The sequence below is a fragment of the Stenomitos rutilans genome (assembly GCF_059505485.1).
The window spans coordinates 37,130-58,856 of record NZ_JCACKR010000091.1 but is presented as its reverse complement, the minus strand read 5'-3'; the positions used below and the strand labels follow the sequence as shown (position 1 = coordinate 58,856).

Sequence of the window (21,727 nt, the reverse complement as noted above, 5' to 3'; positions counted from 1 at the left end):
TTGATGGTCTGAATGAAGAGCGCTCCCTCAGTGAGGGAGCGCTCTTTGTGTGGAGATAGTAGAGTCTGATTCACGACATCAACACTTGGGTCATTTAAAATGGTAAGCCGCAGAGGCAAGCGCTCTTACGCATGGAAGCAACGACTGTTGGTGGTCAGTGCCATTACGATCGCTTATACCCTAGCCTGTTTTTTACTCTTCTTTGGGCAACGCTATTTGCTTTACCGTCCTAAATCTGAGTTGTCTATGCTGCCTGCTGCAACAGCATTCAACTTGCCGTATGAAGACGTTTGGATACCAATTGCGAGAACCCACGATCGTCTACATGGTTGGTGGATACCCTCGCCTTCTACGCAAGAACACTATGCGGTGCTTTCCGATGAGCCTGTGAAGGTACTGACTACTCCAAAAACCATACTGTATTTTTCTGGGGTGGGACGAAACATGGGCGACTATAACTACCTTGCTAGAGTCGCTGCATTTCATCAGCTTGGGTTTTCTGTCCTTACGGTCGATTACCGAGGCTATGGTAGCAGTGAGGGATCTTTCCCAAGCGAACGCCAAGTTTATGAAGATAGTCAGGCTGCTTGGTCTTACCTCCGTGAACGCTGCCATCTGCTGCCTAAACAGATTGTGCTGTACGGGGAGTCTTTAGGAGGCGCGATCGCACTCGATCTAGCGGTGAAACACCCTGAAGCAGAAGGGCTAATCATGCAAAGCTCGTTTACTTCAATGGCTGAAGTGGTTGAGCAAAGAGGATTCTTGCGATTCTTCCCGGTTCGTTGGCTCTTGACAGAGCGGTTTGATTCCCTTTCCAAAGTGCGATCGCTCCAGATTCCCGTCTTATTTCTGCATGGAACGGCTGATTCTGTTGTGCCACCTCAAATGAGTCAACGGTTGTATGATGCCGCTTCAGAGACCAAGCAACTCTTTTTCATTGCGGGTGCTGAGCATGTCAGGCTATATCAACCTGGAACACAATCCTACTTGAAGGCAATACAGCGATTTCTCAGGCTCCTGCAACAACAGAATGGTGTTCATCCGTAGTACGAATTAGCAAATCATGTAAACGACAGCTTCTTGTGCTGGATGAGCAACATTGAGTGAGCGCTTCCTTGAAAATGGTTATCACTGCCATGAGGTAGACTGCCTACTTTTATAACCAACGTTTTAGGAGTCGCTTGCCAATGGAAAACCGCCATGAGCCAGTGAGTATGCTGGAAGATGCAAAACATTTGGAAAAGTTGAAGAGCGTCATTGAACGGGCGATCGCAGATGGTAAGGTGACAGCTCAAGAAATGCACGCGATCAAAACGATCATTTGGTCAAATGGCAAAGTTAGCCCAGAAGAACTAGACCTCGTCCGAGAACTCATTCACGAGAAAGTTGCCAATGGAGAGCTAGTCTACGATTGGACATAAACTCAAAGCGACTGCCGAAACGTCGGCTGCCGTAGCAATACTGCTTCGTTTAGCCAGTCTTTTAAACATCTAAAGTCAGCAACATTGGTTTAATTGCTGTAGTGTAGCGATAAGGCGTTGAGTATGCAGACATGCTCGTTGGTGAAATCATTCAGTCTTTAACAAAGTACAGCTTGGGTACCTTTGTGGCACTATTCCCCATTGCGAACCCAATTGGTGCTGCTCCCGTTTTCTATAGCCTGACAGAAGCTGATAGCGATCGCTACCGCATGCAGCAGGCACGTATGACTGCCATCAATGTCATCTGGTTACTGGCAGCGTTCTTTTTGATTGGCAAATTTATCCTAGCCTTTTTTGGTATTTCACTTGGAGTGCTACGTATAGCGGGCGGACTTCTCGTTGGACACACTGCCTGGGAGATGGTCACAGCACGGCAACGCCTCAACGCAACCGAGCACCAGGACGCGCAGGATAAGGATGATATTTCCTTCACACCAATGGCTGTTCCCCTTATCGGTGGGCCGGGTGCGATCGGGGTTGTCATCGGCATGTCTGAGCGGGCTACCCAAGTTGTAGATTACGTCGGCTGCCTGGTTGGTATTGGGCTTCTGGGCATCGTGCTTTATCTTTGTCTTGTTTTAGGTGAAACACTGGCAAAACGCATGAGTAGTAGTGGTCTAGGTGCGCTCAACCGTGTGTTGGGCTTTTTTATCCTGGCGATAGCTGTGCAGTTTGTGGCAGATGGTGTAGCGGATTTGGTTAAGCAAGCAGTTCCCAGCTTGCGTTAAATTCTGCTAGCGCGTGGAAAGATGATCGCTGGCTGCAAACAAGCCATAGCACCTTTGTAAGCCGCGTAGCCTCTAGAAGCAAGATTTATTCGCATTGCTTCCATTTTGGCTGGGGGCATTCCATGTCTAATACCGATTTAAAGAATGACGGCTACAGATCAATCGGTGGGTAGGGGCAAGGCAATGCCTTGCCCCTACAGGATGTGTCGCATTTTCAATTCAAATTGGTATAACGATCGCCGCTAGCTTGAGATCCGATCACGGATGGTTTTAACAGGCTTCGTGGATTGACGATCGTGTGCCCAAAAAACTTCACCGTTTTTCGTTCAAAAAATACTTGTTTAGTGGAATATGAAAGCATCGAAGCCATTTGCTTTCGGCTACTTACGAGCTTTGGAGCTAATAGCGATGTAATGCTCCGTATGCGCTCTCTTTTGCGTCATGGTTGAGCTTGTTAGATGATCCATCAAAGGAACGAATGTTGATTAGGATTGCCGCCTTTTCGTTTGCACTCTTTATCGTCACTGGTTGTAGTGTCCCCATCTCCACGCCAACAGCAAAAAGCTCAAATCAGGCAACGAATTCACAAACATCAAGGCAGACTACGGCGCTACCGCCTAAGTCTCAACGGTTTGCCTCCGATCGCCAAAACCAGCTTGACGAGCAGGGCTACCGGGATGGTTATGAAGACGGATCTGGAAGGTTTCCATCTAACTCAAATATCGGCCTTGTGAGTCAGAACATTACTGATGAGGCTGAGAAGAAGATTTATATCGATGCTTACAACCGTGGTTACGCTCAGGGAAAAGGAGAACAGCCGTCACCCTCTCCGTCTCCATCTCCGACCAGTTCGGTTTCACCTGACCGCAAAGCCGAATTACAACGACGTGGGTATCAAGAGGGGTCAATCGATGCTCAGTCAAACTTTGCGTCTAACCCTGGCAGCGGTATTGCAGCGCTTGGGCTGACAAACCCTACAGAGATCCAGATCTATACCGATGCCTATAATGCGGGGTATCAGCAGCGTCCTTCACCGTCGCCATCGCCTCTACCAACCATTTCACCGGGACGGCTTTCTGAACTGAGGCAGCAAGGCCGTAATAATGGCTATGCCGATGCTCAAGCAAATTTGCCTCGAGATCCAAACAACGGGATTAACCAGTTGGGTTTGGTCACTGCAAGAGAGCAGCAGGCTTACACCAATGGCTACAGAAACGGCTATCAGGAGTATTTGAACAGCCAACAACCGCCTGAAAACGTACTGTGGTGAGGGCAACGGCTCAAATCGGCTTGCTCCAGCACGTGCCAGCCTGGTGAAGACGTTTCTAGGATGGCGTAGAGACGCTGCGGCAGCAGAGCAGCAGGAAAAGTTGGGGTAAGGGGTGATGTTTTCGTCCGTGCTCTTGCCTACAGTGGACTAGGAAGTATGATCACAAATAATTTGCACTGGTGTTTCCGATGAATGAAACGTTGTCGTCTTTAGAAGCATGGAATCAACGGTTAAGGGCGGCTGTGCTGCTGGCTGGACGAGTCATCTATCACCTGCTGACGGGTAAAATCGATCGCCGCAACACGATCGAGCAAATGAAGGTTGTCGGGCCTCAATCGCTCTCAATCGTGCTGATTACAGCGGCGTTCATTGGCATGGTGTTCACCATTCAGGTTTCACGAGAATTTTTGCGCCTGGGTGCAGGCTCGGCAGTGGGGGGCATTTTGGCGATCGCGCTTTCCCGCGAGTTGTCGCCCATTCTCACGGCGGTTGTGGTAGCGGGACGGGTGGGGGCTGCCTTCGCTGCTGAGTTAGGCACCATGCGCGTTTCTGAACAAATTGACGCACTCTACATGCTGAAAACAGATCCGGTCGATTACCTGGTTGTACCCCGCGTGGTGGCCTGTGCTTTGATGCTGCCGGGTTTAGCCATTCTTTCTTTTTTCACGGGCATGGCTGGTGGCTTACTCATTTCCACGCAGATGTATGATATGTCTCCAAACGTTTTTCTCTCATCTGCCCACGACCTCATGACCGTTTGGGATATTTTCGCTGGGCCAATCAAGGGCATCATTTTCGGGATGCTGATTGCTGTGATTGGTTGTAGCTGGGGCCTGACGACGAGCGGTGGCGCAAAGGGCGTGGGGCAATCAACTACAACTTCCGTCGTGACCAGCATTCTTGCCATCATTATCTCTGATTTCTTTCTCTCCTGGATTATGTTTACAGGCGTGAGTGATGCTGGGCTACAAGGGTTTTAAACGGTTTTACCCTGCCTACTGTGCGGGTTTTCTCTAAGCAATCCCCAGTTGCTGCTTGAGCGATCGCCGCATCACTTCTACAGGGGCAGGTTGCTGTAGCCAGATTTCTAAAGCCGCCGCGCCTTGCTGAAGGAGCATTTCTAACCCATCAATAGCGATCGCGCCTCGATCAACGGCTTGCTGTAGAAAAACCGTCGGACTGGGCGTATAGATTAAGTCGTAAGCTATGACGTTGGGCGCGAGACCGTCGGTTTCTTTGGACGTGAGGGGCGATCTCGCCTCATGAGACGACATACCAATCGGGGTTGTATTCACAAGTAAGCCTGCTTGCGGCAGCAGATGGGGTAATGCTGACCAGGTGTAGACTTCGACCTTGGCGCTCCTTGAAAAGCCAACCCAACTGTGCAAAAAGTTCTCTAGCTTCTGAGCATCGCGTCCAATAACCTGAATGGCAGCACAGCCAAGTTGCATACAGCCTGCAACCACGGCTCTGGCAGCCCCCCCGTTGCCCAGAATCACAGCCGTTGTTTGACTCCAATCTCGCGCTAACAGCGTCAGTGGATGCAGAAAGCCTGCAACATCAGTATTAGTACCCTTCCAGCCCTTTTCTGTACGCCAGACGGTGTTAACGGCTCCAATGGCTTGCGCGATCGGATCGATGTCTGCTAGCAGGGGAATGATGGCCTGCTTGTGAGGAATCGTAATGTTGAATCCCTGAAGTCCAATAGCCGCGAACCCCTCGATCGCCTGCTTCAACGAGTTTGCCTGGACGAGAAATGGCAAATACGCGTAATCAACTCCAAGGTGAGCGATCGCAGCATTATGCATAATGGGCGATAGCGAATGGGCGATCGGTGAGCCGATGACACCGAGCAGTTTCGTTTTACCAGTAATCAACGGGAGAATGGGGTGGGGGGATAGGGTGCAGGTTACTCTAAAACAATAGAGTCTGTGGTGGGTTCGGCGTTGACGTTTGCAGGTTTGATTGGCTCTGTTGGTTGGGTTTCAGAAGTGGGGCGAACTCGACGAATCGGTAAGTTGGCGATGAGGGCAGTGGTACGATCGCTGTTTTCGAGTGCAAATTCCATGCCTTCGGTGTCAAGCTCCACGTAGCGAGAAACCACTTCCAGAATCTCTTTGCGCATTGCTTCCAGTGCTTGAGGTGGAATGTCTGTGCGATCGTGCGCCAGTACGAGCTTAAGCCGATTCTTCACCTGGCTGCGGCTGTTGTCACCGGGGCGAGCAAAGAGGCGTTCGAGAAGTTCAATCAACATGGAGCATACAGAGGTGAAGGATGAGGGAGGAGGGTATAGAGGGAGCAAGGGGAGCGGGGGGAGCAGAGGAAGCAAGGGAAACAGCTTTGAGTTTTGAATTCAAAGTTTTGCGTTGATTAAGGGGGCAGCCATCGGCTTTTCTCTCCTGACTTCTGACTTCTGACTCCTGTATCACTAAAAGATCTTCTTATTCAAAACCTTGCGTAGCTTGGTGAAGAAGCTGTCATTAGTGTTGCTTAAGTCCAGGAACTCAACTTTTTCGCCTTCTAATCGGCGGGCAATATTGTCGAAGGCTGATCCCGCAAGGGAAGGAGTTTCTGAGAGCACAAGCGGTTCGCCTTTGTTCGTGGAGACAATGACACGTTCATCGTCAGGCACGACTCCGATGAGCGGAACTGCCAAAATTTCTTGCACATCTTCGACCGACATCATGTCGTTTGCCTGCACCATCGCAGGGCGAATGCGGTTGACGACGAGCTGGATCTTTTTGATGTTGTTGGCTTCGAGCAGCCCGACGACGCGATCGGCATCACGGACGGCAGCAATTTCTGGGGTCGTGACGATGATCGCTTCTCTGGCAGCGGCGATCGCGTTTTGAAAGCCCATTTCAATGCCTGCTGGGCAATCCACAAACACATATTCGTAGGCTTGCGCTAATGCCAGCACCAGTTGCTTCATCTGGTCAGGATTGACCGCATCTTTGGTACGATTTTGCGCAGCGGGTAACAAAACTAAATTGGGTTGGCGCTTATCTTTCACCAGCGCTTGCTCCAGGCGACACTGCCCTGACAGCACATCTACCGCCGTGTAAACCACGCGATTCTCTAAACCCAGCAGCAAGTCCAGGTTGCGCAAACCAAAGTCGGCATCCACCACGGCAACTTTACGGCCTCGCCGTGCCAACGTCATGCTTAGATTGGCGGTAGTCGTGGTCTTGCCCACTCCCCCCTTGCCAGATGTGACAACAATTATGCGACTCATGGACTAGGCAGTAAATAACGACAGGGACAATGGACTGAATGACCGGAGGTCTTTAGGCAGAGAGTGGCACCATCTGCTTTTAAACTCTAAATGATGCCTTAAAGTGTTGACACTAAATGCATCTGACGCTGGACAAATGGCTGAGACGTAACGCGGTGAATTAACAGTGCAGTATCGGACGCTCAAGACGTTTCAGTACCAGTGCTTTAACTATACCGAACCTGACTATCCTTATACTCCGTCTGTAACATTCCGATCGTGGTATCAGAAAAAGCAATTTTAAGAAGAAGGCAGAAGGCAGGGGGCAGAAGGTGAAAGGCAGAAGCTGACTAGTTGTTGGTTTTTGGTTGTTGGAAGGAGGCAGAAGGCAGAGAGCAGAAGACGAGGGCAGAAGGCTAAAGACTGCCCCCTGGCTCCTCAATGTACTTCCTCCTTTACCCCTTCTCGCCACGATGAAAGTCAACGGCTCTAGCAATGCGAATAGTGCCTTGTGGCGTTACGTAAGCCACCTCTGGCTGATACTGCGCTGGAGGCGTTTCAGGTGCTCTAGCGACGAAATCAGCAATGCGAAGCTGGGTTGGTTCCATTTGCGTTGCCATGATGAGACAACGAGCATTGCCTTTTGAGCCTGCATGCGCCACCCCTCGCAGCCGTCCCCAAATTAAGATATCGCCTTCTGCAACAACCGCACTACCCGCATTCACATCGCCCAGAATGACCACGGTACCGTTATGCTGAATGTCTGCACCGGAGCGCAAAGTAGTTTCGAGATACAGCGGTTCTGCTAAGGTTTGCGCGGCTTCTTGCGTGGGTTGATTCAGGTGCACGATCGAAGACTGCTGCTCTACAGAATATCCCGCTGTGGCAGCTGCCACAGCAGTTTGTCGTCGGTTTGTGTAAACCCGCTTGAGTTGAAGCTGAGCTTCGGTGAGTGCATCGGCGATCGCCTGAAGTTGCCGCCCATCCAGCAAGCGATCGCGAGCCAACAAATGCACAGTAGTATCAGGCTGCCAGAAGCGTTCATTTGCGTCTAGCCGCTGCTTCAGTTGCTGCCATACTTCCGTCCAGTGAAACGCTGTATTGGATTCATTGTCTTCGCCTTCGGGGGGCAGGAGCAACAGCAATTTGCCTCCTTCATTACGAAAGCGCACCTGCTGATTGTGATCGGGCTGAGTGCGATCGGGTTCTGTAGGAGTCGGTGGAACGACAGGCACCGATGTAGAGGAGGAGGCATCAGTCATGCGGGGGAACCGGAGCTTTAACGGCTTTAATAGTAAGCTGAAACGCTGCGATCGGCACGTCGATCGACTCATTTGGGCAAAGCATCATTGGTGAACAACAGCTGTTACGCAATTTCTCAGTGACTCAGTGATCAGCGGTCAGCCGTTAACTGTCCAGCTTGCTTCTAACAACCAACAACTAACAACTTCTTTTGCCTTCTGCCTTCTGCCTTTACTTTTTACCTTCTGCCTTCTGCTTTTTACCACAACGATCCGGAGCAGTGAACTCAGCGCCTGTAAACAGAAATTTAAGGGTCTCGATTTCGGTGCTTTGCTTGTGCTTCTTGAGGATTATGCATCCTGAAACAGGGGCGCGCTCTTCTCCTACCCACTGCTTCTTTATCTTTTCCCTATGCCAAATGTATTAACTCCTGTTGAAATCAATTATCCAGGGCTAGATCGCTTACTGGATGGGCGTTATCAAGTTATTCAAGTTTTGGCGACTGGCCGTTGGGGGCATACGTATCTTGCGCAAGATACTCGTCGCCCCAGTCAACCAGAATGCGTGATTCAGCACGTTCTACCAGTCGATCATGATTCTGCTTATCAGGCGGCGTTGCGGCAGGTGTTTGTCCGCGAGGCGGCGACTTTGGAGCGCCTAGGTGGGCACGAGCACCTGCCCGCACTGCTTGCCTGTTTTGAGGATGAACAGGGCTTTCATTTGGTGCAGGAATTTGTGAGCGGTACCGCCTTGAGTGTGGAGCTAGGGTCTCAGCCCTGGCAGGAGGATCGGGTGGTGCAACTGCTGCTGGAGTGCCTGGAGGTGCTAGCAGTAGTACATGGAGACTGCTGCCGACATGGTGATGTGCGGCCAGATAATGTGATTCGACGATCGCAGGACGGTGCACTCATTCTGACCAACTTTGGTACTGTACGCGATAGCCATTTGTCGCTTATGACGTTGCAAGGTCAGGCTGCGCCCTCAATGGTACCCAATCTGGAAGGCTATCAGCCTCCAGAACAAGTGCAAGGGCTACCGTGCCTCGCCAGCGATATCTATGCGGTTGGGTTAATCGGCATTCAAGCGCTGACAGGTATTTCACCAGTACAGTTGAGCCGTGATCCTGTAACAGGAGAGATTACCTGGCAGCCCTTTGGTCAAACGGCTGGTTCAACGCTGCGGCATGGGTTGGTTGCCGTGCTAAGCCGGATGGTGCGTGCTGACCATACCCAACGGTACCCGTCTGCAAAAGAAGCATTGCAGGCTCTGCGTCAGCTTGCGCAGGCTGTTTCAGTTGGTTCTGCAAGTCAGGAGTCAGTGGAGAAGCTAGCGGTTTCTACGATCGCGCCCCTCTTGCCTCTACAGGACGCTTTGCCACTCCCCACCCTGAGCGCGCCCGATCGAGAAACGCTGGTGGATCGATTCTTTAGTCCGGCGGTGCAAATTGGAGTTGGCATTGGTGCTGTTATGGCAGCAGCCGTTTGTGGCTATGCCCTACCCCATTTGCTCGATCGCACCTTGTTTAGCGACGGTGATCAGGATGGTCAATCGGTAGCAGATGCAACCCAGCGCCAGCAAGCAAGGCAGATTCCCAAGGCTGTGTCGGTGGCAGAGTCAATCCCTTCTCACTCAAGTTCCAATGGCGGTGTCGCTGCACCCAACCGTGACAAGATCGTCGCGCAGCAGCGTAACCCCCTTCTCGACGACCGTATGGCCCTGTTCTCCAAGCCGTCGTTTCGGCGTAGTAGCGAGTTCATGGCGGCAGTACAGGGGCTACCGCAAACGGGCGTTCAGCCATCGCCGCTTGCAACAACAGCCCAAACGTCAAACGATCCAGTTGAGGTTGCGGCGGCTCAATCGTTGAAAGAAGCGTACAGTCGAGCGATCAACAAAGATTTTGCTAGTGCGATCGAGGCACTCAAACAAATTCCCGCAGATACCTCTGTGTCCCAGAAAGCGCAGGAAAAGCTCCGTGAGTATGGTGAGAAACAGCAGATTCAGGCTGTAAGCTACCTCCAGAAGGCTTACGATCAGGCCGAAGCCAAGGAATTTGATCAAGCACTTGAAACGCTCCATCAAATTTCTCAAGCGACACCAACTTACACCACTGCACAATTGAAGGTGCGTGAGTATAGCGAAAAACAGCGGGTGCGGGCAGACGTGCTAGCGATGCAGGATTTGAATCCGGGGAGCTATCTGCAAGAAACAAATTTGGCTGGCAGGTAGGGAAGAGGGGGAAGCAGGGGAAGCAGGGGAAGCGGAGGTAAGAGTTAATTGAGGGGGCATGGGTTAGGGGTTAGCCTTCTACCTTCTGCCCCTGCCTCCTTCCAAAAACCAAAAATCAAAAACTAGTCAGCTTCTGCCTTCTGCCAGCTTCTAACAACCAAAAACTTCTTCTGCCTTCTACCTTTTACCTTCTCCCCCTCCCCTCTCCTCGCCAATTGTTTGCTGGTTTATCGCATCGCAGCAATCTACTTGCTATGATGCGTCGTGATCGCCTTTGTCTTAATTGAGCCATCTACGATTGGAGTAGCTTATGGGATTCCATGTTTCTCCGACTGAGCAGCAGGGTCACTATCGTTATGATCCGACGGCGCTTGACCAGCAAGGGCCTGCCCGTCTATTTCCCCATGCTGGTGCAGATGGCCTGTTGCAGTATGTGCTGACTCAACTGCGCCACAATTTGCTGGCTCAGGGTCAATTATCAGAACCATTAAGTTTATGGTTGCGACAGTTTGAGGAAACGCATCAGACGCTGGAAAAAGCCTGGTCACAGTTTGCCACGCTATTGGTGGATTTTAAAGTGTTGCAATCGGGTTGGTTTAACGCCAACCTACCGCCTAACGAGCAGTTTGATGCCGCGTTTGTGCGTGAACGACGTGCCATGACAGGGACGCTACTGGCCGCGAAAGCTGCCTCTAAGCTGCATGCTGATACAGGAGTGCGTCGATCGCAGTTCTATCAAATGCTGGAAGATTTGGGACGTATCCGTCCTGTGGTGAGCCGCATTCATGAGCGCGAGGGTGGATTGAGCGATCGTGAATTTGCGCGTCAGCGAGTGGCAGGGCAGAATCCGATGGCGCTGCGTCAGATACAACACGCGGATCAAGCACGTCTGCAAACGTGGGCTGAATATGCCAGCGCAGAAGGGGCTGTTGATCTCATCCAGGCGGCAGCGGCAAATCGCCTTTTTGTGGCGGATTACCCCTGGTTAGAAAAACTGACTCCCGCTGATTTGCAAACTGGGCGCTATGTCGGTAGTCCGATCGCCGTCTTCTATCGCGCTGATACTAGTTTGGAGCCTGTGCTGATTCAGGTTGAACCGGGTCGATTGGTCACGCCCACCCAACCGGATGTCGATCGCTGGATGCAGGCAAAGCTGTTTGTGCAGACGGCAGATGTCACCGCTCACGAATTGATTGTGCATCTCTGTGATACTCATCTAGCGATGGAGGCGTTTGCGATCGCCACTCCCCGTCAGTTACCCACAACTCATCCCATATATCGTTTGTTGCGTCCTCATTTCCGGTTTCTACTGGCAATTAATACGCGCGGCAATACGATTTTGTTGGGCGAAGGCGCTGCCATCGATAACCTGATGGCTCCCACGCGGGCAGCTTCACTAGGCATCATTAACCAGGCGTATCGATCGCGATCGTTTCAGGATTACGCTTTACCCACGGTCATTTCGCAGCGAGGGCTTGACTCAGAGGCATTGCCCTTTCCGTATCGGGATGATGCGTTGTTGCTTTGGGAGGCGATCGCGCGCTACGTCACCCAGTTTTTGCAGCGGTACTATCCAGACGATCAGGCCATTCGGCAAGACCCGTACCTGCAAGCTTGGGCAGCAGAATTGGGCGCTCCGTTAGACTCTCGCCTATCAACTGAGTTTCCCCAAGCGCCTGCATGGTTGCCACCGGAGTGGCTCCAGCAAACCAAACTTGTCCCTGACCCTTTACCAACCTACCCGCGTGTACCAGGGTTTCCACCGCATGTCGGTTCAGACACGGATAGCGGCTCGTTAACTAGTGTGCAACAGCTAATCGACATTGCAACGCAGGTTATTTTCACCTGTGGCCCACAGCACGCAGCGGTTAACTTTAGCCAGTTTGACTATGTTGGCTATGCCCCTAATGCCCCACTCGCGCTTTATGGACGGCCCGATACAGCCGCTTCGGTGCAACAACTGCTACCAGCCGCTGATCAGGATCTGGCTCAAATGGAACTCTCGTTTGCCCTGAGCGGTATTCGCTGGGGCACCTTGGGTAGCTCAGAGCTAATGCAATTTGTGGAGGCGGGCGATCGCCAGATCCTGGCTCAATTTCAGGCAGATCTCGCAACGATCGAAGCCAAAATCAACGCCCGCAATCAGCAACGACTCGCCGAGAGCGGGGTAGAGTATCCGTATCTGCTGCCGTCGCGCATTCCGAATAGCATCAACATTTAGAGAAGGCAAAAGGTAAAAGGCTAAAGGCTAAAGAAGTTGTTGGTTTTTAGTTTTTAATTTTTAGAAAAAGGCTGACCGCTGACCGCTGATGGCTATCTAATTCAAAACTCAAAACTCAAAACTCCTATTTCTTATCTCTCCCTCAATGCACGTTCAACAGGCGGCTCTTTCCATCTTTACAGCGTTTGCGATCGCAACGGTATCGGCGTTTCCTGGTTGTGCGTTGCCGCTATCACCGGGAGATCGGTTGCGGGTGTTAACGCCGATGGATGATGAACTGCCAACAGATAGCCGCTTTCGTCTCAGTGGATTGTATGAGGTCAACCTGGATGGCACCCTGCAAATCCCGTTTTTAGAACCACAGCCTGCGGTGGGGTTGGAAGTGTCTGAGGTGCAAAAAAAGTTGGCGGCGGCTTTGGTTGACAAAGGGTTTTTTCGTCCCGAATCGCTGGAGTTAAGCGTTAGCGTGGTGGCTTGGGCACCCGTGCAGGTCACGGTGATGGGTGAAACGTTTCGGCCAGGGCGTGTACTGATTAACACGCCCACCGAGAATGAACCGAGGGATGCAGCACGATCAACGCTTACAACAGAAGTGGTGAGTGGTAGTTACACACCCGATCGCTATCTCAGCACGGCGATTCGTCATGCGGGTGGCTTGAAACCTGCTGCCGATTTGCAACACATTCGTCTGGTACGCGGCAAGCAGGAAAAAACCGTAGATTTTTCCGGCATTCTGACGGGTACAGCCGTGCCTGACCTACCGCTAATTGCGGGTGATCAGGTTGTGGTACCAGCGTTAAGCTATAGCCAAAATGCATTGGTGCGTCCATCACAGCTCACGCCAACGGAAATCCCGGTCTTTCTATCGAACCTGACGGTTCCGAATGCCCCCAATATCAGTAAGGGTGGACAGGTTATCATGCTTGCCTATGGGTCGCGCCTTTCTCAGGCTGCGATCGTGGCAGGCTGTGCGGGTGGCACCCAGCGCACCAATGCCAGAAGACGTGCTGTGCTGGTACAAACCGACCAACTGACGGGCAAAACGACGGTTCTCGAACGTCCAATTGAGCGTCTACTCAGGCGATCGGATGACGATACGGAAAATCCCTTTTTAATGCCGCAGGATGGGGTAGTTTGCTACGATTCAACTGTCACGAATCTTGCCAGCATCTTCCGTTTGATTACTGATATTGCCAGTCCGTTCTTCTTAATCCACAGGTTGTTTCGGAATGAATGAGTTTCCTCAACTTTCCCAATCTGCATCATTGTCAGCAGTAGACCGGGGGCGTGGACTGCGGTACCTGGCGATCGCGGCAGCGCTAAATGCAGCCGTGTGGGGGCTAGCGCTCTATTTGCTCAAAGATTCACCGCGTCTTTACACCAGCCTGTATGCCATTGTTTTACCAGAACAAATTAGCCGCACCAAAGAGAGTTCGTCTGGTCGTCCAGCCTTTGAGTCTCCTACCGCAATAACGGACAGTACCCGCGAAAATGTGAAGGCTAGCTACAAGCTGATTGCCACCACGGATGAAGTGCGTCGATCGGCGGCTAACAAGCTGGGAATGACACCCTCGCAGTTTGGCATTCCCTGGGTGGAAGGGGCCAAGGGCACCGCGCTCATGAATTTTGGCATCGTAGGCTCAACGCCAGAGGAAGCGCAGAAAAAAGCACAAGCATTGTACGAAGCGTTTCAAGAGCGGTTGATTCAACTGCGCTTACAGCAGTCAGCCGAAGTCGATACCGGATTTGAAAACTCTCTGGGCGTCGTGCGTAAAAAGCTGGAAACTGCTCAGCTTCGCCTTTCTGACTATAAGGTACGCTCTGGACTCGCATCGAACGAGCAAATTGATCAGCTTGCGAACAACATTGAGGCGCTTCGGCGGCAACGGGTGGAAGCGATCGTTCAACAACGCGATGCCGTGATACGGACTCAGCAATTGTCGAGCCGCTTGAATCTTTCCTCCCAAATGGCAACGGAGGCATTTACGCTGCGAGCCGATCCGCTGTTTCAGGAATATCTGCGTGCATACAGCGAAGCAACGGCCCGTCTGGCTGATGTCTCGGCTAAGTTTGGCCCTAAACATCCCGTAGTGGTGCAGGCAACAACCAGCCAAACAACGGCTGAAAGCGCTCTTCAAAGCCGTGGGCAGACGCTGCTGGGGCATCCGACTGACTTGACTACGATCGCTCGTCTCAACACAGGTACTAGTGCGCAAGGTAGTACCCCACGTGAGCTTCTCTTCAAAGATGTTGTGACCAATGATGTAGATCAGCGTGGACTGGTAGCACGCGTGCAAGAGCTCGATCGCCAGCTAGAACAGCTAGAGCAACGGCTCAGCGTTTTGTCGCAGCGCAGCTCTACCCTCGAAGCGCTTAACCGGGATGTGCAGATCGCTCAAGCGATTTTCTCTTCTACCCTGGCGGGGTTACAGGTTGATAAAGGTGATATTTTTGGGTCTTACCCACCGATTCAACTCGTTGCTGAACCAAATTTGCCTACGGCTGCGACTATTCCGCGCCGTCAGCCTCTCTTTATCGCAGCATCAGTGCTCTCGCTGCTGATTGTGGGTGGGCTACTTGTGGCATGGTTGCGTAAAGCTTCGTCGGTGACTAAGTGGCGGTGGAGTGGCTTTAAGCCATAGCAACCGCTGTCGGTTAACCCTCGGCATTTTGCATTGCGTCATGTTTCTCGATCGGACTATGCACTGCCCATATTTGGTACCGATCTGGTCGTGGGCGCGGGCAAATCACTACATGACCACTGTGCTGTTTGGTTGTGTTTAGGGAATAGTGAGGAATGAGAGTTCTGAGTTCTCCCGGAGCAACCGCATGGCGAAAATGCAGCAACCGTTACCTTGGGTCGTCAACGAATCTGACTCTTTTATCTCCATGATCCATGAGGGTAAAGTTGTTGGTTTCTGCCAGCCAGCCTATGCGCGTCATGTCGTGAAGCAGTTGAATGAGGCGGAGCAATTATATAAAGCGCTGGAGCTGGCTTGCTATGACCTGACGGCACGATCGGGTGGGAGTACTGCCAGTGTCGGTGAGATAGTGCAGCAATATTTGAGCAAGGCTACACGCCCTAAGAGCGGTACAGCGGCGATCGTCATGCTATTGCAGCACCGTCAAGAAGACCTGGACTTGACAGATGCAGAGTTTGCCAAATTCTGCGATACGTTCCGGCTTTCCCGCGCCGAACTCCAGGCGATTTATCTGGGCGAAGACATTGAGCATACTCAACTCAGCCCGCTAGCACGCATCCTGGGGCTAAGCATGGATGAACTGATTGATATGTGGCGGGGTGGCGATTAGGCGGGTAGAGGGCTTGCATCAGGCAGGCTTGTTTCAACCTGCGGCAAAATTTAACCTGAAGCCAACCTCCCAATTAACTTCCCTTGAAATAGAGGTTCTAGTCTGATGGTAATCTCCATCACACTCGTATGCTCTATGCTGCAAGCCTACGCCCCTAGAGAACTTTCTCAACCCGATCTGCGTCAATTTTTGGAAGAACTCTATCAGGGGCGCGATCTGACTTCGTTTCAGCCTGGTCAGTCCATTCCCATGAGTTCGCAGGTGGTTTGGGTGGTTTGCCGTGGGGTGGTGCAACTCAGCACTTTATACCAAAGTGGTGATGAGGCACTCCTGGGCTTAGCAGGGCCTTCAATGCCGTTTGGCTTACCGTTGACGTTGATTTATCCCTACCAGGCAACAGCTTTATCTGATGTTGACCTGATGGGGCTAACCAGCGCTGAAATTGATCAATCACCCCCATTAGCGCAAGAAATTGGTCGCCATACGGTACGTCGGCTGCGGCAAACAGAGGCCATGCTGGCGATGGCTGGCTATCGACGTGTTGAAGATCGGCTGCGTCAGTTGCTGTTGCTGTTGCAGATGGAGGTTGGTCAGCCGGTAGCCGAAGGCACTCGCATTAGCGTGAGACTAACCCATCAACATCTTGCAAGCGCGATCGGCACGACTCGCGTGACTGTCACCCGACTATTAGGACAACTTCGGAGTGAAGGACGGCTGATTGTCGATGCCAGTCGCCATTTGATTCTGCCAGTCGGGGTGGTGCTATAACCGTTGGGCGATCGTTTGACTTATATCTATCGGTGATTTTGCCGATTGCATAATCTCAGCTTCTACGGTCACAACGCCTACATTCTCGCTGCCAAGACAACGCGCCGCTTCCCGCGAAAGATCTAGTGTTCGGTTTTCAAAATAAGGGCCACGATCGTTTACTCTCACAATCACGCTCTTGCCATTCTCGACATTGGTGACTTTGAGAAAGGTATCAAACGGGAGTGACGGATGGGCCGCAGTAAAGCCGTCTTGGTTGAATGTTTCTCCCGTAGCCGTTTGCCGTCCGTGAAAATACGGGCCGTACCAAGACGCGAGTCCTTCAATGTATGCTCCCGTTGCCTGTAGTCCATACATCTTCGCCTGAGCGTCGGCAAGCGATAGAGGCGGTTCTGCAACAGCCATACGTAAATCGTTGATCCATTGAATAGCCAGCATCTCAGGGGTGCAATCCCACTGAGCGGCGACCTGTTGATCAACCTTAAAAAGGACGCGATCGCCAATCTGCCCAACCGGAACGCCGTTGACGATACCTGGTTGAAGTTGTTGCAATGGAGGCTTCACTTCACTCAGCACTTGCTCGAGGCGATGCGCGATGCGCACTGCTTGCTGTTGTTTGGGGGCAGTGCTCACCACATGCCCCTTTACCTTGACCTGAAAGAGGCGATGCTTTAGAGCGGCCTGTTTGGACGTTGATGGCTGCTCTGGAGCAAGTGATAGGCATTGATCAAAACCCACCCCTGCTGTGCTTGAGTAATGCGACCTTTCTACTGCAAGTTGCTTTGGATCAACCGGAGTAACCACTACTGAAGGTGCATTATTAACCGCTGTCAATTTTTGAAACCCGGAGAGCAACCCTTTAAAGGCACTTAGAAAGCCAAGTGAAGGCAACGGTGTGTCTCTATGAAAAGGCAGTAGTGCTGAGGCGGATGAAACCGTGTGAAAAGGCTGTATTGACTGTCCGAATGAACGCTTTAGCGATGCATCAGACAATGCAATGTCATGACGATCGTGAACCGTTGGTAACAGTAACGCAGTTTGAGCACCACTCAAATGAGTGGTTGTCTGAGTTGGCAAAATATTTGCCAGGTAAGAGGGTGCGCGCAGGAGGTCTTGGCTAGACGAGAAAAAGCAGTTTACCCAAGATGCAACCCATACAAGTCCGAAAATTGGCATGAATAAGTTTGGTAAATGGTAGTAAGCACTACAAAGCGAAAAACAGTACTCTATAGTACCCTTCACAAAACCTTTAAATCTCTATCCCAAGGATAATGATTGTAACAAGACTGCCATTTGAGCGGTGCTTAAGCGACTAAAAGACCGTGTCGATGACTGGCAGACGATAAAAAAATTGGATGACGGTAGCCTGTAAAGGCGTCACATTCGTGGCTCTACTGTTTTGAGCTTTTAGCGTTCAGCTTAGAAAAAACACTGAATCAGAAAACTCTTGAAGGTCGATCGCAAAGCTTAAAGAGACCGTTTAGAGTAAGTTCTCGATAAACAAACACTTTCTCAGCAGGCTGGTTTAAGGGTGACTGTTATTGATCGCTCCCTTTCTGCGATTAGTGCTGATCTGCGATTAGTGCTGAAGAGAGCAAAGATGAGCTTCGGTAAAGAGTGATAGCGGTCGATCGCTGTTTCATTCTGTCCTACAGATGCTTCAGCGAACCCGCTATCCTGGAATATAGTGTCTTGGCTAGGGCAAGGATCAGCAGGTCTATGGTCGGAACGATTGAGCGTATTGCACAGGAAATCGCTGCATTAAACAAGGCAACCAGCGCGATCGCGGACGAACTTTATAGCGCCTACTCGGCATACCTCGTCGTTTTGGGGCAAACTGTGCGCCAACAGTTGATTCTTGCCAGCTACCACGTCTGTACCCAGGGCTATCCAGAAGCATTTTTGCGCCTGCCGTACAGCCAACGGCAGCAGCTACAGCAACGGCTGCGAAATCTGGGCTTGCAGGTGCAGGAAGAAATTCTAGCCCAACTTCATGTTCCGGTTTTGCTGGATGATCCAGAGATTGATCCAGTTTCTCTAGATGCTTTATTGGGAGACGTAGCGGCGGGAGATCCAGCAGTGGGAGATCCAGCGCTAGGCACGGAAAATGCCACCGCAGACACTTCCAGCCAGCCCAATCCAGCATCGCTAACGGTTAACCCAACGTTTGCTACATCGACACCCCCTGAGCCACGATCGCTCACACCTAGCCATCTTGCCCACTGGCGTGAAGAGCTAGAGCATGCGATCGTGGCTGAACTTAAAGCAACGTCCCATGCAGCAAATCGGCTGTTGCAGCAAGCCCAAATTTTGCCCCAAACGCTGCCTGAACCCGTCTTGGAAGCCGCAACCAAAGCTGAGGGTTCGGAAGCAAGAGCAGGCGCTCCCAACTTGTTGAATTTGCTGGTAGAAACGAGTAGCAATGCAGCAGAAACCGAATCAGCGGAGGAATCTAACGGAAATGCTCTCATGCATATCGTTGCCATTTACTTACGCCTTGCCGAAATTGAGTTTGCTGATCCGGCTGTTGCGGCAGCTCGTAGCAAAATTCGCAGCTTGTTTGCCCGATTGAAAGCTCTGGGGCGAGACTATCAGAAAAAACGGCACGAACAGTCGATCGCCGAAGCACAGGCTGCATGGCGATCGAGCTGGACAGAAGAGTGAGGAAAAGGGGAGTTGGGAATCGGGAGTAGGGAGTAGGAGATGAGTGATTTAGAGCAAAAGCCAACGGCTTCAGATATGCCGACACCCGATACCCGACACCCCACACCCCACACCCCAGATTGGATTCGCCTGCAAAAAGCCCTTTCCTATGAAGCCGAAAACGGTTTCGACGATGTAGAAGGCAAAAAGCATCGCTTTAGCGTGTTTCTTAGCATGACCTTGAGTGAGTTGCCCGCTGGTTTGCCTGCGATCGACCAGCATCGCTGGCAAGAATTGGGTAAGCAATTCACCACCTACTCTGAGTTGTCTTTCGCGCAACGTCAGCATCTCGTTGCCGATACACGGCGGTTTTTGCATCAGATACGCCAAACGCGGGAAGAGAAAAGTCAAGAGTCAGCGGCATTAAAATCTGTTACGTCTTCTGACAAACACCCCAAGACTGCTTCACTGACCCAAAACTCGAAACTCGAAACTCAAAACTCAAAACTCTCCCTTGATCAAGCCGTCACGTATTTGCCGGGAATTGGCCCCAAGAACGCAGAGAAGTTAGCCAGGCTAGGGCTGTTCACGGTGCGGGATATGCTGTTCTACTATCCGCGTGACCACATTGACTATGCGCGTCAGGTCAACATTCGCGATTTAAAGGAGGGCGAAACGGTGACGCTGCTGGGCACAGTGAAGCGCTGCACCTGCTTTTCCAGTCCTCGTAACCCCAAGCTAACGATTTTAGAATTGCTTGTTCGCGATCACACGGGACAGATCAAGCTCGGTCGCTTTTTTGCAGGCAGTCGCTATAGTAGTCGAGGCTGGCAGGAGCAGCAGAAGCGACAATACCCACCTGGTGCCACGATCGCCGCCTCTGGTCTGGTCAAAAAAAGCAAATTTGGCATGACGCTGGATGCTCCCGATATCGAGGTGTTGCAGCATTCTGGCGATGCGATCGACTCCCTTACGGTGGGACGTGTCGTGCCCATTTATCCACTGACCGAAGGCGTAGATGCCGCGCTGGTACGCCGAGCCGTAATCGCCGCACTTCCTGCAGTCAAGCAAATCCAGGAAGCCTTGCCAGAGAACCTGCGCGAACAGTATGGCCTGGTGGGGATTCAGGACGCGATCGCCCATATCCACTTTCCGCCCGATGGCGCTGCGTTAGATACGGCTCGTCGTCGTCTGGTGTTTGACGAATTCTTTTACCTGCAACTGGGCTTACTCAAGCGTCGTCAGAGCCAACGCCAGATTCAAGCCAGCGCAGTGATGGCTCCCACAGGCACACTGATCGATCAGTTCTACGACATCCTGCCCTTTGCCATGACGAATGCCCAACAGCGCGTTATCAACGACATTCTCAACGATTTGCAAAAGCCGTCACCGATGAATCGGCTCGTCCAAGGCGATGTCGGCTCTGGGAAGACAGTCGTGGCAGTAGTTGCCTTACTCGCCGCCATTCAATCGGGCTACCAAACGGCGATGATGGCACCTACAGAAGTATTAGCAGAACAACATTATCGCAAGCTCGTCGGTTGGTTTAACCTGTTGCATCTCCCCGTTGAACTACTGACAGGTTCTACAAAAGCCGCCAAACGACGCGAAATTCACGCGCAGCTAGAAACCGGAGCGTTGCCTTTGCTAGTCGGCACCCACGCACTAATTCAGGACACCGTGAACTTTCAGCGGTTGGGACTGGTGGCGATCGACGAACAGCACCGCTTTGGTGTCCAGCAGCGGGCACGGCTCCAGCAAAAGGGCGAACATCCCCATGTGCTGACGATGACGGCAACCCCCATTCCTCGCACGCTAGCGCTGACCCTGCACGGCGACCTGGATGTCAGTCAGATTGACGAACTGCCACCCGGACGGAAGGTCATTCAAACGACCGTACTCACTGGGAAAGAACGAATGCAGGCATATGACCTGATTCGCCGCGAAATCGCTCAGGGACGGCAGGTGTACATAGTCTTGCCCCTTGTAGAAGAGTCAGAAAAGCTCGATTTGAAGTCGGCGATCGACGAACACCACGCCCTGCAAGAAAGCGTCTTCCCCGAATTTCAGGTGGGTCTGCTGCACGGACGCATGACCTCCGCCGAAAAAGACGATGCTATCACCCGCTTCCGCGATAACGAAACGCAAATTCTCGTCTCCACCACCGTGGTAGAAGTCGGTGTCGATGTCCCTAACGCCACAGTGATGCTGATTGAACACGCCGATCGCTTCGGTCTTTCCCAACTTCATCAACTACGAGGACGAGTCGGACGCGGTGGCTCTCAGTCCTTCTGCCTACTCATGAGCAGTTCCAAAACCGAAACCGCACGACAACGGCTAAAGGTGCTGGAACAATCCCAGGATGGCTTCTTCATCTCCGAAATGGATATGCGCTTTCGCGGCCCCGGTGAAGTGTTGGGCACCCGTCAGTCAGGCTTACCCGACTTTGCGCTAGCAAGTTTGGTCGAAGATCAAGACGTGCTGGAACTTGCACGACAGGCCGCCGAAAAAGTGATGGCAAAAGACGAAACCCTGAGCCGCTGGACACTCTTGCAGCAAGAGCTAGACTACCGCTACCGTCGCTTAATGGGTGGTGCAATTTTAACGTGACACCGACCCACT

The 21,727-nt window shown here is 51.9% G+C and carries 18 protein-coding genes; 13 read left to right on the top strand and 5 right to left on the bottom strand.

Features of this window, described 5'->3' with window-relative positions; all coding sequences use genetic code 11:
• Positions 1 to 99 precede the first annotated feature (99 nt).
• From AC5JLP_RS18485 to AC5JLP_RS18465, 5 genes are all read left to right on the top strand, one after another.
• Positions 100 to 1,047, top strand: a complete 948-nt coding sequence (locus AC5JLP_RS18485) for an alpha/beta hydrolase (protein WP_496069410.1) — start codon at positions 100 to 102, stop codon at positions 1,045 to 1,047.
• Between the two features lie 140 nt (positions 1,048 to 1,187).
• Positions 1,188 to 1,421 carry a hypothetical protein gene (locus tag AC5JLP_RS18480; RefSeq protein ID WP_496069409.1) on the top strand — a complete coding sequence of 78 codons (234 nt, stop codon included), beginning with the start codon at positions 1,188 to 1,190 and terminating at the stop codon, positions 1,419 to 1,421.
• 131 nt (positions 1,422 to 1,552) lie between these two features.
• Complete coding sequence (locus AC5JLP_RS18475; protein ID WP_496069408.1) at positions 1,553 to 2,209, top strand: MarC family protein; 657 nt, start codon at positions 1,553 to 1,555, stop codon at positions 2,207 to 2,209.
• Positions 2,210 to 2,687: 478 nt separating this feature from the next.
• The gene (locus AC5JLP_RS18470; RefSeq protein WP_496069407.1) at positions 2,688 to 3,479 is read left to right on the top strand and encodes a hypothetical protein; all 792 of its coding nucleotides are present in this window, start codon (positions 2,688 to 2,690) and stop codon (positions 3,477 to 3,479) included.
• 188 nt (positions 3,480 to 3,667) lie between these two features.
• A complete protein-coding gene (locus AC5JLP_RS18465) occupies positions 3,668 to 4,459 on the top strand; it encodes an MlaE family lipid ABC transporter permease subunit (RefSeq protein WP_496069406.1) in 792 nt (263 codons plus the stop codon).
• Between the two features lie 33 nt (positions 4,460 to 4,492).
• Here AC5JLP_RS18465 and AC5JLP_RS18460 read toward each other — a convergent pair whose 3' ends face one another.
• The 4 genes from AC5JLP_RS18460 to minC all read right to left on the bottom strand — a co-directional run bounded on the left by AC5JLP_RS18460 (position 4,493) and on the right by minC (position 7,955).
• Positions 4,493 to 5,356, bottom strand: coding sequence for a shikimate dehydrogenase (locus AC5JLP_RS18460; protein ID WP_496069405.1), 864 nt, complete (start codon positions 5,354 to 5,356; stop codon positions 4,493 to 4,495).
• 32 nt (positions 5,357 to 5,388) lie between these two features.
• The gene (gene minE / locus AC5JLP_RS18455) at positions 5,389 to 5,733 is read right to left on the bottom strand and encodes a cell division topological specificity factor MinE (RefSeq protein WP_496069404.1); all 345 of its coding nucleotides are present in this window, start codon (positions 5,731 to 5,733) and stop codon (positions 5,389 to 5,391) included.
• Positions 5,734 to 5,907: 174 nt separating this feature from the next.
• On the bottom strand, positions 5,908 to 6,714 hold the full coding sequence (minD, locus tag AC5JLP_RS18450; protein WP_496069403.1) for a septum site-determining protein MinD: 807 nt from the start codon (positions 6,712 to 6,714) through the stop codon (positions 5,908 to 5,910).
• A 434-nt stretch (positions 6,715 to 7,148) separates the two neighbouring features.
• Positions 7,149 to 7,955, bottom strand: a complete 807-nt coding sequence (minC, locus tag AC5JLP_RS18445; protein WP_496069402.1) for a septum site-determining protein MinC — start codon at positions 7,953 to 7,955, stop codon at positions 7,149 to 7,151.
• A 391-nt stretch (positions 7,956 to 8,346) separates the two neighbouring features.
• On the opposite strand from minC, the gene AC5JLP_RS18440 reads away from it, so the two are divergent.
• The 6 genes from AC5JLP_RS18440 (at position 8,347) to AC5JLP_RS18415 (ending at position 16,462) form a co-directional block, all read left to right on the top strand.
• Complete coding sequence (locus AC5JLP_RS18440; protein ID WP_496069401.1) at positions 8,347 to 10,161, top strand: serine/threonine protein kinase; 1,815 nt, start codon at positions 8,347 to 8,349, stop codon at positions 10,159 to 10,161.
• Positions 10,162 to 10,471: 310 nt separating this feature from the next.
• Entirely contained in the window at positions 10,472 to 12,382 is a 1,911-nt protein-coding gene (locus tag AC5JLP_RS18435; RefSeq protein WP_496069400.1) for a lipoxygenase family protein, read from the top strand.
• Between the two features lie 145 nt (positions 12,383 to 12,527).
• Complete coding sequence (locus AC5JLP_RS18430; protein ID WP_496069399.1) at positions 12,528 to 13,619, top strand: polysaccharide biosynthesis/export family protein; 1,092 nt, start codon at positions 12,528 to 12,530, stop codon at positions 13,617 to 13,619.
• Complete coding sequence (locus AC5JLP_RS18425) at positions 13,612 to 15,024, top strand: GumC family protein (RefSeq protein ID WP_496069398.1); 1,413 nt, start codon at positions 13,612 to 13,614, stop codon at positions 15,022 to 15,024. The genes AC5JLP_RS18430 and AC5JLP_RS18425 overlap by 8 nt, the downstream gene beginning before the upstream one ends.
• A 187-nt stretch (positions 15,025 to 15,211) precedes the next feature.
• A complete protein-coding gene (locus AC5JLP_RS18420; protein WP_496069397.1) occupies positions 15,212 to 15,694 on the top strand; it encodes a hypothetical protein in 483 nt (160 codons plus the stop codon).
• A 105-nt stretch (positions 15,695 to 15,799) separates the two neighbouring features.
• Positions 15,800 to 16,462 carry a Crp/Fnr family transcriptional regulator gene (locus AC5JLP_RS18415; protein ID WP_496069396.1) on the top strand — a complete coding sequence of 221 codons (663 nt, stop codon included), beginning with the start codon at positions 15,800 to 15,802 and terminating at the stop codon, positions 16,460 to 16,462.
• Here the strand turns inward: AC5JLP_RS18415 and AC5JLP_RS18410 are convergent.
• Positions 16,457 to 17,638 (bottom strand): septal ring lytic transglycosylase RlpA family protein, encoded by a 1,182-nt coding sequence (locus AC5JLP_RS18410; protein ID WP_496069395.1) that lies wholly within the window; start codon positions 17,636 to 17,638, stop codon positions 16,457 to 16,459. The two genes, AC5JLP_RS18415 and AC5JLP_RS18410, sit on opposite strands and share 6 nt — an antisense overlap.
• 543 nt (positions 17,639 to 18,181) lie before the next feature.
• Here AC5JLP_RS18410 and AC5JLP_RS18405 point away from each other — a divergent pair.
• Both AC5JLP_RS18405 and recG read left to right on the top strand, forming a co-directional pair.
• Positions 18,182 to 19,126, top strand: a complete 945-nt coding sequence (locus tag AC5JLP_RS18405; protein ID WP_496069394.1) for a hypothetical protein — start codon at positions 18,182 to 18,184, stop codon at positions 19,124 to 19,126.
• A 39-nt stretch (positions 19,127 to 19,165) separates the two neighbouring features.
• Positions 19,166 to 21,715 carry an ATP-dependent DNA helicase RecG gene (gene recG, locus AC5JLP_RS18400; protein ID WP_496069393.1) on the top strand — a complete coding sequence of 850 codons (2,550 nt, stop codon included), beginning with the start codon at positions 19,166 to 19,168 and terminating at the stop codon, positions 21,713 to 21,715.
• The last annotated feature ends 12 nt before the right edge of the window (positions 21,716 to 21,727 follow it).

What these genes read in the sequence shown, in the direction of transcription:
- AC5JLP_RS18485 (WP_496069410.1), top strand. Translation starts at nt 100, where the DNA reads ATGGTAAGCCGCAGAGGCAAGCGCTCTTACGCATGGAAGCAACGACTG.
- AC5JLP_RS18480 (WP_496069409.1), top strand. Translation starts at nt 1,188, where the DNA reads ATGGAAAACCGCCATGAGCCAGTGAGTATGCTGGAAGATGCAAAACAT.
- AC5JLP_RS18475 (WP_496069408.1), top strand. Translation starts at nt 1,553, where the DNA reads ATGCTCGTTGGTGAAATCATTCAGTCTTTAACAAAGTACAGCTTGGGT.
- AC5JLP_RS18470 (WP_496069407.1), top strand. Translation starts at nt 2,688, where the DNA reads ATGTTGATTAGGATTGCCGCCTTTTCGTTTGCACTCTTTATCGTCACT.
- AC5JLP_RS18465 (WP_496069406.1), top strand. Translation starts at nt 3,668, where the DNA reads ATGAATGAAACGTTGTCGTCTTTAGAAGCATGGAATCAACGGTTAAGG.
- minE (WP_496069404.1), bottom strand. Translation starts at nt 5,733, where the DNA reads ATGTTGATTGAACTTCTCGAACGCCTCTTTGCTCGCCCCGGTGACAAC.
- minD (WP_496069403.1), bottom strand. Translation starts at nt 6,714, where the DNA reads ATGAGTCGCATAATTGTTGTCACATCTGGCAAGGGGGGAGTGGGCAAG.
- minC (WP_496069402.1), bottom strand. Translation starts at nt 7,955, where the DNA reads ATGACTGATGCCTCCTCCTCTACATCGGTGCCTGTCGTTCCACCGACT.
- AC5JLP_RS18440 (WP_496069401.1), top strand. Translation starts at nt 8,347, where the DNA reads ATGCCAAATGTATTAACTCCTGTTGAAATCAATTATCCAGGGCTAGAT.
- AC5JLP_RS18435 (WP_496069400.1), top strand. Translation starts at nt 10,472, where the DNA reads ATGGGATTCCATGTTTCTCCGACTGAGCAGCAGGGTCACTATCGTTAT.
- AC5JLP_RS18430 (WP_496069399.1), top strand. Translation starts at nt 12,528, where the DNA reads ATGCACGTTCAACAGGCGGCTCTTTCCATCTTTACAGCGTTTGCGATC.
- AC5JLP_RS18425 (WP_496069398.1), top strand. Translation starts at nt 13,612, where the DNA reads ATGAATGAGTTTCCTCAACTTTCCCAATCTGCATCATTGTCAGCAGTA.
- AC5JLP_RS18420 (WP_496069397.1), top strand. Translation starts at nt 15,212, where the DNA reads ATGGCGAAAATGCAGCAACCGTTACCTTGGGTCGTCAACGAATCTGAC.
- AC5JLP_RS18415 (WP_496069396.1), top strand. Translation starts at nt 15,800, where the DNA reads ATGGTAATCTCCATCACACTCGTATGCTCTATGCTGCAAGCCTACGCC.
- AC5JLP_RS18410 (WP_496069395.1), bottom strand. Translation starts at nt 17,638, where the DNA reads ATGCCAATTTTCGGACTTGTATGGGTTGCATCTTGGGTAAACTGCTTT.
- AC5JLP_RS18405 (WP_496069394.1), top strand. Translation starts at nt 18,182, where the DNA reads ATGGTCGGAACGATTGAGCGTATTGCACAGGAAATCGCTGCATTAAAC.
- recG (WP_496069393.1), top strand. Translation starts at nt 19,166, where the DNA reads ATGAGTGATTTAGAGCAAAAGCCAACGGCTTCAGATATGCCGACACCC.